This is a genomic window from Bacteroides nordii, assembly GCF_019930665.1.
In the GTDB taxonomy this organism is placed as follows: domain Bacteria; phylum Bacteroidota; class Bacteroidia; order Bacteroidales; family Bacteroidaceae; genus Bacteroides; species Bacteroides nordii.
In genome coordinates this window covers 4,556,049-4,570,885 of sequence record NZ_CP082886.1, presented here as the reverse complement: position 1 = coordinate 4,570,885, position 14,837 = coordinate 4,556,049, and the positions used below count along the sequence as shown (strand labels likewise).

Sequence of the window (14,837 nt, the reverse complement as noted above, 5' to 3'; positions counted from 1 at the left end):
CGCGAATAGAGAACCCCCAAACTTGCAAAAAACTTCCAATCGTTTCACGAACCCTTCCAGTGCCCTAAAATAGTTATCTAAGTATTGTTTTAGTTTATTTTCATCTTCTATATTTGTTGCATCAAAAGAAACAGAAGATGGAAAAAGTAAGAAAATCTTCTTCATGGAAAGTGCTGTGTTTTGTACTGTGTGAAGGAATAATCCTGTTGCTTTCATCTTGTTCTTTTCGTCCTATTGAGGATGACGTTGAGAGAGTACCCGATGGTACGGTTCATGTCAAAGTCAATTGGGGGAAATATAGTAAGCCGGAAGGAGAATGGTTGGTGTTTTATCCGGAAAGTCGTTCTTTGAAACCTTTTTCAAGAGAAGTTGGCGATGATGTTTATATCAATGATTTGTTGTCTGGTAAATATAAACTGCTGTTGCTTAGTATGGACAAAGCAGATCCCAATGTGAAGTTCAGTAATATGGATGTGGCGGAAGATGCAGCGATAGAGTTATTAGAGCCGGGAGTGAACGGTGATGTAATGCATCCGGAAATGATGTTTTCTTCTGTGGCAGAATTTAATGTCACCGAGACGAACGGGCCGTTAGTAGTGCTCTCACCTCATCCTTTGGTATTGAAAGCCTGTTTTGAGATGCCAACAAGTAAGAAAGTGAAACAGGCTGAGGCACATCTTATCGGGATGATCAATTCGTTGAAGTTGTTCACTATGGAAACTGCTGCTTACTCTACTTCCGAGTACTACCATGATTTGATACCGGTATACAAGGAAGACAGAGTCTGTTTTGAAGGAAAAATGTTATTGCCTCTCCTGCATGAAATCAGTACTACAAGAGCTGGTGTAGAAGGAAAGACTATCTTGGAAATGAGTTTTACATATGAGAATGAAGAAAAAGAAACAATAACGACAGATATCACTCAGGTTATAAAAGAAGTACAAACCGAAGCACCTGCAGAGGTGACATTCAACTTATTGAAAATAGGTATGACTGCTACAGTAATTAGCTGGGTGATAGAAACAGGAAATGGAAGTGTGATATAAGAAACAAATAAAACAATAATATAAACTTTTAAAGACAAAAAGTATGAAGACATTTATCTTTTCAGCATTGGCATTAGGAATGATGGCAAGTTGTTCAAACACAGAAGTAGAGGGCATAGATGCAGTTGATAATGGGGAACCGGTAGCGATTCAATTGAGCGCAGGAGTGGAAACAACAACTGGGGTAACGCGGGCTGCTATAGAAGATGGTAACAAATTTAAAGCTATTGTATTAGGCTGGGAAAGTAATACTGAAATGACTGAATTCGCAACAGAACCCTCATGGAATGCAACGTCCAGTGATATAAACACTTCTGGTAATACACCTTCTATAACTGTACCAGGAAAGTACTATAGTACAGAAGATGGCTATAAAACTTATATGAAAGCTTTCTATGTAGATGGAGCAACTGCTACTCAAGAAGCTCAAACTTCTACTTATGCTTTAGATAAAAAAGATGGTTCAGTCGATATTTTGATGACTACTGCTGCCGTATATGGTGATAAAACGACACCTGCTGGTGCTTTGACCTTTGCCCATCCATTAACGAAATTGATTTTTAAAGTAAAGGCCGGAGTTGGATTAGCAAATGATGTAAAATTGACCTCTATTCATTTATTGGGTATGAGTGTTCCGGAAAAGATAAATCTTGGTACTAATGAAGTTCTTTTTGGGACAGCACAAGAGGTGGAGGTACCTATTATTTTCACCGATGCTATTACTACTACTGAAGAAACAGCTAGTACTGCTGTAATGGTAAAACCTATTAGTGGAAAATTTAATATTAAGGTGGTAACAAATAAGAAAACATATTCCAGTGTTGAGGTAACTCTATCTTCAGTAGCGGAACATGCTGATGGTAAAGGCGTTGCATATACTGTAACTCTTACATTTAGAGATGAGATTTCTACTAGTGCTTCTGTTACTGAATGGGCTACCGGTTCTGGTTCTGGTACTGTTGGATAATTATCGAATGATTAAGACCCCCTTCTTAATATCCATCATAGCACTATTAGCAAGCTGTACAATCATAGATACAGAGACTGATAGTGCTATGTCTCATTCCTACCCTAAAGAAATTCATCTTAGCGCAGAAGTGCAAAGAACGATAACCCAGTCACGTGCAGCAATTGGTGAGAACGCCCCCTTTTCTGCAACTATTTTAGGTTGGGAAACTACTTCAGATGCTACCACCTATAGCGATGCCTCTCCTTCCTGGTCTACCGATACCAAGGAATCTATCATTGCTTCTCCGACAAAAGGTTCCGCTGTTGTTCTCAAAAACGAACAGTATTACCTTGCCGATGGTGGTAAAACCTTTATGAAGGCATTCTCTCCCATTGGAAAAGTAACCGGACAGCTTTATACCTTTGGTAAGATTGAGGCAGACGGAAGTACAGATGTACTGGTTTCTAACGAAATTTTCGGTACCAAAAGTAGTGCTGCTCCTTCGCTGGCATTCAGCCATGCACTTACGCAGCTTACTTTTTATATACAAAAAGGCGAAAGCATACCCGAAGATGATATGGATGATGTCCGTGTGATTCAATTGAACGGTATTCAACTACCTGTAGGATTCGATTTGAAGAGTAGAACATTAACAGTAAGCGAAACTCAGAATCTTTATGCTTTAAATGCAACTGCCGGGAATGGAGTACCCATCCCTAAGGATAAGGCGGTAAGGGCAGGAGGGTCTGTAATGATTGCTCCAATTACAGGTGATGCTGAATTAAGCCTTACAGTTGTCACTAATCATGGAGAGTTGAATGTATCTAAAGTAACTTCAACCACTGGTAATGAATTTCGGGCAGGCATATCTTATGATATTACATTGACTTTCATGCGGAAAGAAATTTCTTCCAGTGCCACAGTCACCAACTGGATAAAAGGTGAAGGTGGTGCTACCGTAGAATAGTCAGATTCCAATAAGTGTATAGCTTAAAAATTCATCAAAAACTTCTGCAAGTCTTCCGTTTGGGAGATTTGCAGTTTTTTACGTAGGCGGTTGCGTGCAGACTCTACACTTCGTACCTCTTTGAAAGTAATATCGGCAATTTCCTTTGTAGACAAGCCTAATCGTAGCAAGGCACACAAGCGCATTTCTTTCATTGTAATAGTAGGATATTCTTCGTTTAAGTTCTCATAGAAATGATGATGAATACTTTCAAATGAATCCCGGAAATCTTGCAATATATTGTTACTGTCAATCTGGTTTAGTTGCGAAATAATATCACGTATCTGTTTTTTTACTTGTGTTTCTTTAGGATTCATGTCCAATAACAATTGCTTCAGGCGATCGGTTAGTTGTGCGATGAACTCTTTGTTCTTAGTGTCTTGTAATGAGTAGGACATCTGTTTGCGTTCATTTTGTTCCAATTCTAACTTCAGCTGTTCCAGGTTATTCAGCAAAGAGATTATTTTTCCCTCTTGCCGTTCCATCTGATCGCGTTTCTGCCGGGCGTAATCACACAATGCTCTTCTCGTCTTTTTCTTCTGCTTTTTGAGCCAATAAATCGTACATACGGCTATAACAACCAAAAGTATTACTCCGGAAAACACCATTATATATACCTTCTGCATCACAACTGCGTGGTTGTTCTCTATCCGAATCAACTTTTCCTGTAGCATGCGTTCCTCATCATAAGCACCCGATAAGTTTCTCGTTCTTTCTTCCTCTTCCGAGTTATATAGGGAGTCTTTTAATGCCATAGACTGTTTTAACATTTCAAAAGCCGTTCGATGTTGTCCTATATTTGCATAATACTTAGAAAGTTCGGCAAGCAATACCTTTTTATCATATACATTATTATATTCATCAGACAGGGCGAGCGCTTTCTTCAAATAGCTACCAACCATCTCTTTTTGTTCCAATAAATTATATACATTGGTCATTATCAGATAAGTTCCTGTCAAATAGTATTCCTGATGATGCTTCAACTGATAATCCTCTACCTGCTTCAACAACTGCAATGCCATCCGGGGCTCTTTCTGTTTCAAATAGATAGAGCCAATGTTTCGTTGCATCAGTATGATCATATCGGAATCTCTGGCAGCATCCAGCTGATGTACAGCTAAGAAAGCATATTCAAGTGCTTTATTATAATCTTTTTTATGGGCATAGTTCACAGAGAGGTTATTGTAATTAACAAACAGTCTTTGAGGAACTTTTAGTTCTTCGTTGATAATAATAGCTCTTTTGAATAAAGAATCCGATTCGTCATATTTCTTTTGAGTCTGAAATATAGAAGCAATATTATTACAAAGTATTGCCTCCTCTTCATTCAGGTTATTTTTTTGGGCGATGTCCAATGCTTTCGTGTAGTAGTTCATTGCCAGATCGGTCAATCTCATATAATTATAAGAAAGTCCTGTCTGATTCATAATATGGATGTAAGTAGGAAGTGAATTACGGGGTATCTCAGGAAATACGTCTTTTATCACCGATAAACAATAGCTCAGATACTTTACAGCTTCTTCTTTGCGGTTTATATTGCACAATGACAATCCTACCTGAAATACCGTTTTAAAAGTTTCCTCTCCCGAGTATGTACTATGCATTAAAGAATCGATTCTTTTTACCAGTATCGTATCGGTGAAATAAGGCTGTGAAACATACTCTCTCGATTGGTTTAATATATTCTCAATTCCTTTAGCAGGAATAGGTGATTGTGAAAAAACCTTTTCAACGATACATAGTATGGATAAAGCGATTATAAGAATCTTATGCATTATGCTAATTGATTTTATATCCATTACAAAGATAATAATATGCTATATATTAACCAATTTTGACGTGCTCTTTTTAAAGTTATAGTTGCTTTTTCTCACAAAAAGCAAAAAAAGAAGGTTTTACAAAGGAAATGCAAGAGTCTGTTTATCAATTAAATAATAGAGTATGCAGTAGTACATTATTTTTGATTTGAAATAGTAAAGTAGTCAATGCAGGGAATTATATTATGATAATAAATCAAAAATCTTCTTTTTTGTTATCGTGAAAGTTAGATGGCGCTCCTGTGTGTCAAATAACAATTATTAATCTCCAAATACAATTCAAATGAAAAAAGTATTACTATTTGTGCATCTCCTTTTGATTGTTGTCGCCACGACGTACGCACAATCGTTGAACGAGGATTTTGAGGGTGATCAATTTCCACCGAAAGGTTGGGAAACACGTTGTATTGAATATTCCCTGCTCAGCTACCCTAAATGGGAACAGGTGAATAACAAGGACATTAATACCTTTGTGACCGGTTATAAAGGTGGAAAAGCTGCTCAGTCTACAAGTTCAGGTGCAGGTCTCTCTGCATTATGGACAAGCAATTGGCTAATTACACCGCAAATCACAGTAGGAAACAATGAATACTTGAGTTTCATGTTGGGAGCCAACGGTGCGTATAACGGCCTTAAAGACGTTAACCCCTACGAACTAAAGGTACTGGTCTCCACCGCCGGTAATGATTCGGTCAGTTTCAAAGAGACCGTTTTCAGCATTATTCCTAAAGGAGTTTTGCCATGGGGCAATTATACGATTGATATGAGTAAATATGCAGGCCAGAAAGTATATATTGCATTTTGGGATTTCGGACATGCTCTGAATGCGACAGGTAGTTTCTTAGCCAACAAGCTTTATCTGGATAATATTAAGATGACTCAAACTCCATCTCCTGATGTAGCTCTCTCTTCTATTGATGGAATCGAGAATGGCTGCAGGCTGGAACAAGCATTGAAGGTGACGGTAAAAAATACGGGAGCAGCTTCACCTGCTTATAAACTATGCTATCAAGTTGATAAGAATCCGATTGTCATACAAAATATAAATGAAGCATTGAGCAGTGGTGAAGAAAAGCAATGCTCATTCACAGAAAAGATAAAATTTACAGAGCCACGTCAAAATATAGACAGTGTTTATACTATTAAAACGTGGGTAGAAGCTTCTAACGATGCCAATCTATTTAATGATACATTGTCTGCTACTGTTGTTATTACTACCTCTATGGAGTATCCATATAAGATGACAATAGAAAATGCACAGGAAAATCTCCGCAGTTCAGCAACCGAAGGTAGACGGAACGCTTATTGGAAATGGCTTGGGGCTGATGAGGAAAATGTACAAAACTGCTGGTTATACTCTCCATACATGGGGCAATCTGCTATTTTGGCAAGTAATTGTATTACGTTACCCCAAGGAAAGGTACGTATCAATTTTGAATACCAGTGTGGGGAAAGTTTCACGGTAACTGCTTCTCTTGGTAATTTCGATTACAGTAAGTATGAACCGACAGGTACATCAGCGCGACTGCTGGCTTCGCCGTATGAATGGGCAAAAGGAGGTTTTACGATTGATGTAAATGAACTGGGTAAATATTCTCTTGGACTCACAGCAAGCGTTGCCGGTTCACAACTATTGATGCGCAATATAGAAATCTGTGATCCCTATAATGATGTAGTTGCGCAGAAAATCGTTTCTCCTTATGCCAATGCCATGATGAAAAACAATTCGGTTACCGTTACGGCTACGTTTATGAACATCGGTAAAGATGATTTGCAAAATATTCCTGTTCATTACCGGTTGAATGATGGGGTGGTAATAGACGGCGTGATTGCGGCACTATCCGTAGGTCAGAAAATAGATTATACCTTTGAAACGAAAGCTGACTTTAGTCAACTGGGAGCTAATGAACTAAAAGTATGGAGTGCACTGGCAGAAGACGGTGACAAGGGTAATGACGAAACAGCTGCCACAGTACAAGTGTATGAAGCAGCAGGATTCCCGTACAAAATGGGCTTTGAACCGGAAGAAAATTGGAAAAACTGGATCTGTTACAATCCCGAAAAGGATAATGTGTATTGGGAGGTAACACAGGTTACCAGCGGAGGAGCTACTTTTGCCAAAGAAGGACAGTATGCAGCATATATCAACTCTTTCAGTGGAATCACTCATAACGATTGGTTGATTTCACCAGCCGTCACGATGCCTAAAGGTAAAGTACGCCTCTCTTTCTATTATGCTACATTATATGCCAGCGGTGTTTCCAATCTGAAAGTATACTTAGGTAAGACCGATTCTTATAGCGACTTCAAGGAAGGAGCGCCTTTGGCTACACTTCCTATTGATAATGTTAAATACTATAAGCAAGGATATGTGTTGCTCGATATAGAGGAAGCTGGTAATTATTATCTGGCATTTTATAACGATGGTAGCGGACGTGATATTATCCTGGATGATGTACGCTTGGATCAAGACAACGATATGGCCATCAACGCGGTTGGTTCTTCTGCGAAAGACGGGTTCTATCTGACAAATGCTGACATCATTGTGTCGTTTATGAATCATGGTGCCAAAGCAATATCGAATGTTCCTTTAAGTTATGTTGTCTATAAAGACGGAAGCGAGGCGGATAAAGCTGTTCAGACAGTTTCCGAAACCTACACAGGAACCATAGAACCGGGAGCTACGATAGAATATACTTTCCAGAAAAAAGCCGATATTTCGACTCCGGGTACTTACTTCTTCTTGGGAGAAGTAAAGGAAACATCTGATTGTGATGCCTTTAACAACAAAATGTTCTCCTCAAACAGTGTAATCCATTATGAGGCGGCAACCATTCCTTATGTTGGGGATTTGGAAACAGACTTGGAACGTTCTCAATGGATATTCAATGGTGGTTGGGCAACAGGCAACAACTTTACAGCAGCCAATTCGGCCTATTCCGGAACAGGAGGAATCCGCCATGCCGGTACTGCATCCGGTGATGGCGACTGGGTATTCTCCGGCTGTATCGAAATTCCTGCCGGAACGTATGACTTCGGGTTCTTCTATCGTACTTACTTAAACATTAGCGGAACATCTACTCCTGAAAAGAACGGACAAGATTTTGAAGTATTTTTAGGTGAAGCTCCTACAACAGAAGCTATGACAATGTCCATATACAAAGCCGAAAAGGCATTAGTCCAGGGAAGAGAGTATCAAAAAGTAGTGAAGCAAATCACTATTCCTGCCAATGGGCATTACTATATCGGGGTGAAATGTACATCAACTGCTACATTAAGCAGCTCTCTCTTTATGGATTACTTCACAATCAAAAATCCTGTTACTACCGGATTAAGCATAGAAACAGAGCCGTATATTGCAGATTTTGCCAACAAGGAAAGTGAATGGTATCATTATTATCCTTCAGTGAGCCATTTTGAACAATGGACAGTTGCAAAGGTAAATAATGAAACATTTATGAAAACCCAGGTCACCAGAGATGATGCTCATACTGGTTTGACATATAAACCATGTCCGGGTGCTTATGTTGCTCCGGTAATAAGCCTGAAGAAAGGTGACATTGTCAAAGCTACTTTTGATTATAGTATTATCATTAAATCAACTGCTCCTGAAAGCACGGAACAGTATGTAAGACTTTATATGGCTGATAAAGACATGCCGGATGCTTTCACCACATTAGTAGCAAGCGGTGATGACAATTCCGGTGACAGGGCCACAGCAAGCGGTAGTATAACTGTTCCGGCCGATGGGCTTTATTATTTCGGTTATATGGTTGAATCTCCCGTTAGTACACAAGCTTTCAACCTCTACTCTACAAAGATTGAGAAGACAGGAAACGATCCGAACGTAGGTGTACAAAACGTAGAGACAGAGGACAACGGATATTACATAAGTGGCCGTACTCTTTGTCTGATTGGAGACTACCAAATTATTCGTATCTATAACGGAAACGGGCAATTAATACTCAACACCGGGAATACAAGTAAAATAGAACTGGATTCCTATGAAAAAGGTATATATATTCTCTCTCTAACTTCCAGGTTGGCTACGAAGACCAGTAAATTTCTGGTTAAATAACTAATGTTATGTTTCTACAAAAAGGGATGTGTTTACATCAAATACATCCCTTTTTTAAATTTCCACTAAAGAAAAAGTTATTATATGAGTAAAAAATCATTGTTGCTGTTTTATTTATGTATGTTTTTGGCATGTACAGAATGGATACAGGCACAAAACACTGATGTGAGTGGAATTGTCGTCTATGCAGAAGATGGTGAGCCTGTCATAGGAGCTAATGTACAGGTAAAGGGTACCCAACAAGGCACTATCACAGATATTGACGGGAAATTCCTGTTGAAAGGAATATCGTTGTCTGCCAAACTTCACATTACCTACGTCGGGTTAAAGCCCCAAGAAGTGAAAGCAAAGCCCAATCTGAGAATTGCAATGGAATCGGACGCTCAAATGCTTGAAGGAGTAGTAGTAACCGGTATGTCAAAAGTAGATAAACGTTTGTTTACCGGAGCTGCCGATAAGGTGGATGCATCCAAAGCCCGTATAGACGGTATGCCGGATATAAGCCGTTCGTTGGAAGGACGCTCGGCAGGGGTATCTGTACAGAATGTTTCAGGAACTTTTGGTACGGCTCCCAAAATTCGGGTACGTGGTGCAACTTCCATATATGGTAATTCCAAACCATTGTGGGTAGTAGACGGAGTAATCATGGAGGATGCGGTTGATGTCAGCACTGACGACCTTTCATCGGGAGATGCAGTGACATTAATCAGTTCGGCCATATCGGGTCTGAGTGCAGACGACATAGAGAGTTTCCAAATTCTTAAAGACGGCTCGGCAACTTCCATATATGGTGCCAGAGCAATGGCCGGTGTAGTGGTTATCACAACCAAACGCGGACAGGCAGGTCTTAGCAGTATTAATTACACCGGAGAACTCACGTATCGTATGGTTCCACATTATTCAGAGTTCAATATCATGAATTCTCAGGAACAAATGGATGTATACAAAGAGATGGAAGATAAAGGCTGGCTACTGTTTTCAGAGACAGCACGTGCTGCTAATAGCGGCGTTTACGGTAAGATGTATCAGATGATAAATACATATGATCCCAATACGGATTCTTATCAGCTGGACAATACACTCGAAGCGCGTTATGCATATCTGGAAAAAGCTGAAATGCGGAATACAGATTGGTTTAATATTCTTTTCAATCAGAATATTGTCCAAACACATTCCGTCAGTATCTCAACGGGGTCGGAGAAAGCGCGTATGTATGCTTCATTAAGCCTTTACAATGATCCCGGTTGGACGAAAGCCAGTTCTGTAAACCGGTATACAGCCAATATGAATGCCTCTTTTAATCTTTCAGACAAATTGAGTGCTCTGATTTTAGGAAGTGGTTCGTATCGTAAGCAAGTTGCCCCCGGTACATTAAGCCAACAACTGGATGTGGTAAACGGACAAGTAAAACGCGACTTTGATATAAACCCGTACAGCTATGCGCTGAACACCTCACGTACTTTGCAATGTACAGATGAAAATGGCAAAGAGGTGTACTACACCCGTAACTATGCCGATTTCAATATACTGCATGAATTGGATAATAACTATATCGATTTGAATGTAGCAGATCTTAAATTTCAGGGAGAACTCAAATGGAGACCTGTCAAGGGATTGGAATTAAGCGGATTGGCTGCTATTAAGTATTCTACTACCGGACAGGAACATAATATCAAAGACCATTCCAATCAGGCGGAATCATATCGTGCTATGGGAGATGCCACTATCCGAGATAGTAATCCGTTATTGTACACTGATCCCGATCTGATAAACTCTTTGCCCATTACTATTCTCCCGGAAGGTGGTATCTACACTCGTACTGATTATAGTATGAGGGGAATCGATATCCGTGCAACGGCTACTTACAATACGAGTATTAATAACACACATATTCTGAACTTTTTCGGTGGTTTTGAAAACAGTTCTATTGACCGTACCCGGAGCTGGTTCCGGGGTTGGGGTTATCAGTATGATAAAGGCGGTACGCCTTTCTATGATTACAATGTTTTCAAACAGGGTAAAGAAGAAAATACCAATTATTATACTAATGAGGCTGCCAATACTCGCAGTGTAGCTTTCTTCGTTATGGGTACCTACTCTTATGAAGGTAAATACACATTAACCGGAACCGGACGTTACGAAGGTACCAATCGTTTAGGTAAATCACGTTCGGCACGTTGGTTACCGACATGGAATATTGCCGGTGCGTGGAACGTACACGAAGAAAAATTCTATTCTAATTTCTCACATCCGGTTCTGTCGCATGCAACACTTAAAGCGTCTTATAGTTTGACAGCCGACCGTGGTCCTGCTTTCGTGACTAATTCGCAAACGATCCTTAACAGTTATTCGCCTTGGCGTCCTTCAGCCAGTGTCACAGAGTCGGGAATGCGCATTACGGAACTTGAGAACAGTGAACTGACCTACGAAAAGAAACACGAATTCAACGTGGGCGTCGATTTAGGCTTCCTTCATAATCGTATCAATCTTGCGGCAGATTATTACCGGCGTAATAATTTTGACTTGATTGGAGTAATCAATACCCAGGGAGCCGGTGGAACAATTGCCAAATATGCCAATATAGCTTCCATGAGATCGTCCGGTATAGAACTGACTCTCTCCACTCAGAATATAAAGAAGAAAGGTTTCAGTTGGAATACCGATTTTATTTTCTCCAAGACAAAGAATGAAATAACGGATCTGAAATCACATGCGAACGTACTCGATCTAATCTCAGGAAATGGATTCGGACGGGAAGGTTATCCTGTAAGGGCGCTTTTCTCCATACCTTTTGCCGGATTGACAGAAGACGGTCTTCCTACTTTTATCAATCAGGATGGTCAAAGAACAATTTCCACTCTGAATTTTCAAGAGTATGAGAAGTTGGGTTTCTTAAAATATGAAGGTCCTACTGATCCCACTATTACCGGAAGTTTTGGTAATATCCTTACTTATAAAAACTTTAAACTGAATGTATTTCTTACCTACTCTTTTGGAAATGTAATCCGTTTGGATCCGGTTTTCAGCAGTGCTTATTCTGATCTTGATGCCATGCCTAAAGAGTTTAAGAATCGTTGGATGAAAGCCGGTGATGAAAATACCACTAATATACCTACTATTGTAAGTTACCGCATGAACCAGCAGTATGCTTATTTAAATATGGCCTATAATGCTTACAACTATTCGGATGTACGCATTGCTGATGGCGGTTTTATCCGGTTAAAGGAAATTTCTTTGTCCTATGATCTCCCGGCCAAGGTTTTGAACTTTTTCCGATTGAACAAATTACAGTTCAAAATACAGGCAACCAATCTCTTCCTGCTATATGCCGATTCAAAGCTAAACGGGCAAGATCCTGAATTTTTCCGTTCCGGTGGTGTATCTACTCCTGTTCCCAGGCAATTCACATTTACTATCAGATTAGGATTATAAAAACAAGATTAAAAATAGAATATGAAACTAAGACATATCATCAATGTATTTATCGGATTAATCTTTGTATGGATAAGTACTTCATGCGAAAGCTATCTTGATAAATTACCCGACAACAGGGCCAATCTGAATTCGGAAGATAATATTACCGATTTATTGGTATCGGCTTATCCTACTGTTGCTATCTGTATGTTAGGAGAAGCCTCGTCGGATAATATTAAAGACAATGGAATAAACTACGGTACTTTGAACCAAGTAGTGGAAGAGTATTACAGGTGGCAACCTTCTACACAGAAAAATGCGGATTCTCCGACGCATTTATGGGAAGGATATTACGGAGCGATTGCTGTTGCCAACCAGGCGCTGGAGGCAATTGATCTATCGGATAATCCCGATGAACTGAATGCGCAACGTGGAGAAGCTCTTCTTTGCCGGGCATACAGCCATTTCATGCTGGTTAACGTTTTCTGTCAGGCTTATAATGAACAAACAAGTGATAAAGATTTAGGAATACCTTACGTAAAAGAAAGAGAGACAATTGTTAGCAAGAATTACGACCGGGGGACGGTAAAATTAGTTTATGAGGATATTGCACAAGATATTGAAGAAGGTATAGGACTCATTAACGATGAACTTTATTCCATTCCAAAATATCATTTCAACATCAAAGCCGCCAATGCCTTTGCCGCCCGTTTTTATCTCTATTACAGAAAGTATGACAAAGTAATAGAATATGCAAGTAAGGTATTGGGGAATTCTCCGGCAAATATGCTACGGGATTACTCTCCATATCCTTCGCTTTCATCTTACTTTGAAATAGGGAATCAATATATTAAGGCAGAAGAGAACAGTAACCTGCTTTTGCAAACGGCTGTATCGGCTTATGCTCGTATGACAGGGGTTTATAAGACGTATCGACGTTATGGGCATCCTATTGCAAAAATGCTGGAAACCTTACTTAGTGCAGGTATCTGGGGAAATGAGCGTTCGCTTAAATATTTCGACAAACTGTTCGGTACGCAAGAATATGGATTGGTATTTCCCAAACAGATTGAATTCTTTGAATATACTGATAAGGTGGCGGGTATCGGACAAGCGCATATCGTAACTACGGCTTTTACGACGGATGAGTTATTGCTCTGCCGTGCCGAAGCTTATGTGTATCAAAAAGAATATACCCAGGCTGTAGCTGATATACAGGCTTGGTTTGACACACATGCCTCCGGAGTAACGGTTTCACGTTCGGCTGTCAATCAATATTATGGTAGTCAAGCTACAGAAAGAACAAAGAAGGAACTACATCCGAAGTTCACTATCGAAAATGGCGAACAACTCAACTTTGTGAACTGTATCCTCCATTTGCGTCGGATAGAAACCATTCATGAAGGTCTACGCTGGTTTGACATCAAACGCTATGGTATTGAAGTTACTCACAATATAAGTGGCAGTAGTGATGATATATTGACTGTAGATGATCCGAGAAGAGCGATTCAGATACCAACAGATGTGATTGGCGCGGGACTAACTCCAAATCCCAGATAAAAACAGCTATAATACATGATAAAAAGAAATAAAAATATGATGCGAAGTTTTAAATATATAATTCTATATTCATTCTTGTTTTTCATCAGTATATCTACTTTCACTTCTTGTGGAGAAGATGATTTGGATGAAAGCACATTCGGTAAGATAAAGGTCGAACGGAATGAATTTGATAGCTGGTTGTTGGATAACTATATAAAGCCATACAATATTGACTTGAAGTACCGGTTTGAAGACATTGAAAGCGATATGAGTTACAATCTGGTTCCTGCAGAACTGGAGAAATCCAAAGAAATGGCTAAACTCATCAAACATCTTTGGTTGGGGGCTTATGACGAGGTATGCGGAGAAATATTTATGAAACAATATGGTCCGCGTATCATCAATTTGATTGGATCGTCGGCCGTTAATCCGGATTCTAAGACAGAAGTGCTGGGCACTGCCGATAAAGGAATAAAAGTTACTCTCTATAAAATTAATTCTCTCGATAAAACCAATATCGAGCTATTAAATTTATACTACTTTCGAACGATGCACCACGAGTTTGCACACATTCTGCATCAGACAAAAAATTATCCGACTGAATTTAATGAAATATCTGTTAATAACTATTCTCCTACGGGCTGGATGAATCGCACAAACGAACAGGCTCACCGTATGGGCTTTGTAAGCAATTATGCCAGTAGTGAAGCCCGGGAGGACTTTGTAGAAGTTATTGCCAATTTTTTAACCCGTACGGATGCAGCTTGGAACGAAATTCTTCGGCAAGCCACATTCACAGATGAAGAGGCCAAAGAAGAATTGCCGGACAAACAAGCAACCGGTACCGGCAATGGAAAAACAATTATTCTCTCTAAACTGAAAATAGCTCGTGAATGGTTGAAAAGTGCCTGGAATATCGATATAGATAAATTGAGAACAGTGATTGCAAAACGTTCTGCAGAAATTGATTCACTTTGAAAATCAT

General features: G+C 39.6%; 8 protein-coding genes. 7 read left to right on the top strand and 1 reads right to left on the bottom strand.

Annotation, left to right across the window (positions count from 1 at the left end; all coding sequences use genetic code 11):
• The first annotated feature begins 137 nt into the window (after positions 1-137).
• From K8P02_RS17845 to K8P02_RS17835, 3 genes are read left to right on the top strand one after another with little or no spacing between them, the layout of a single operon-like run.
• Positions 138-1,046 (top strand): DUF5119 domain-containing protein, encoded by a 909-nt coding sequence (locus tag K8P02_RS17845; RefSeq protein WP_002558392.1) that lies wholly within the window; start codon positions 138-140, stop codon positions 1,044-1,046.
• A 43-nt stretch (positions 1,047-1,089) separates the two neighbouring features.
• Positions 1,090-2,013, top strand: coding sequence for a fimbrillin family protein (locus K8P02_RS17840; protein ID WP_025866855.1), 924 nt, complete (start codon positions 1,090-1,092; stop codon positions 2,011-2,013).
• A complete protein-coding gene (locus tag K8P02_RS17835) occupies positions 1,946-2,962 on the top strand; it encodes a fimbrillin family protein (RefSeq protein WP_223381606.1) in 1,017 nt (338 codons plus the stop codon). Before K8P02_RS17840 ends, K8P02_RS17835 begins: the two co-directional genes overlap by 68 nt.
• A gap of 23 nt (positions 2,963-2,985) precedes the next feature.
• On the opposite strand, the gene K8P02_RS17830 is transcribed toward K8P02_RS17835, so the two are convergent.
• The gene (locus K8P02_RS17830) at positions 2,986-4,776 is read right to left on the bottom strand and encodes a tetratricopeptide repeat protein (RefSeq protein WP_007482962.1); all 1,791 of its coding nucleotides are present in this window, start codon (positions 4,774-4,776) and stop codon (positions 2,986-2,988) included.
• Between the two features lie 325 nt (positions 4,777-5,101).
• On the opposite strand from K8P02_RS17830, the gene K8P02_RS17825 reads away from it, so the two are divergent.
• From K8P02_RS17825 to K8P02_RS17810, 4 genes are all read left to right on the top strand, one after another.
• Positions 5,102-8,896, top strand: coding sequence for a T9SS-dependent choice-of-anchor J family protein (locus tag K8P02_RS17825; protein ID WP_025866856.1), 3,795 nt, complete (start codon positions 5,102-5,104; stop codon positions 8,894-8,896).
• An 84-nt stretch (positions 8,897-8,980) separates the two neighbouring features.
• Positions 8,981-12,328: a SusC/RagA family TonB-linked outer membrane protein gene (locus K8P02_RS17820; protein WP_025866857.1), complete on the top strand. Its 3,348-nt coding sequence runs from the start codon at positions 8,981-8,983 to the stop codon at positions 12,326-12,328.
• 21 nt (positions 12,329-12,349) lie between these two features.
• On the top strand, positions 12,350-13,870 hold the full coding sequence (locus K8P02_RS17815) for a RagB/SusD family nutrient uptake outer membrane protein (protein WP_025866858.1): 1,521 nt from the start codon (positions 12,350-12,352) through the stop codon (positions 13,868-13,870).
• Positions 13,871-13,906: 36 nt separating this feature from the next.
• Entirely contained in the window at positions 13,907-14,830 is a 924-nt protein-coding gene (locus K8P02_RS17810; RefSeq protein ID WP_025866859.1) for a zinc-binding metallopeptidase, read from the top strand.
• Positions 14,831-14,837: the final 7 nt, after the last annotated feature.

What these genes read in the sequence shown, in the direction of transcription:
- K8P02_RS17835 (WP_223381606.1), top strand. Translation starts at nt 1,946, where the DNA reads ATGAGATTTCTACTAGTGCTTCTGTTACTGAATGGGCTACCGGTTCTG.
- K8P02_RS17810 (WP_025866859.1), top strand. Translation starts at nt 13,907, where the DNA reads ATGATGCGAAGTTTTAAATATATAATTCTATATTCATTCTTGTTTTTC.
- K8P02_RS17845 (WP_002558392.1), top strand. Translation starts at nt 138, where the DNA reads ATGGAAAAAGTAAGAAAATCTTCTTCATGGAAAGTGCTGTGTTTTGTA.
- K8P02_RS17840 (WP_025866855.1), top strand. Translation starts at nt 1,090, where the DNA reads ATGAAGACATTTATCTTTTCAGCATTGGCATTAGGAATGATGGCAAGT.
- K8P02_RS17830 (WP_007482962.1), bottom strand. Translation starts at nt 4,776, where the DNA reads ATGCATAAGATTCTTATAATCGCTTTATCCATACTATGTATCGTTGAA.
- K8P02_RS17815 (WP_025866858.1), top strand. Translation starts at nt 12,350, where the DNA reads ATGAAACTAAGACATATCATCAATGTATTTATCGGATTAATCTTTGTA.
- K8P02_RS17825 (WP_025866856.1), top strand. Translation starts at nt 5,102, where the DNA reads ATGAAAAAAGTATTACTATTTGTGCATCTCCTTTTGATTGTTGTCGCC.
- K8P02_RS17820 (WP_025866857.1), top strand. Translation starts at nt 8,981, where the DNA reads ATGAGTAAAAAATCATTGTTGCTGTTTTATTTATGTATGTTTTTGGCA.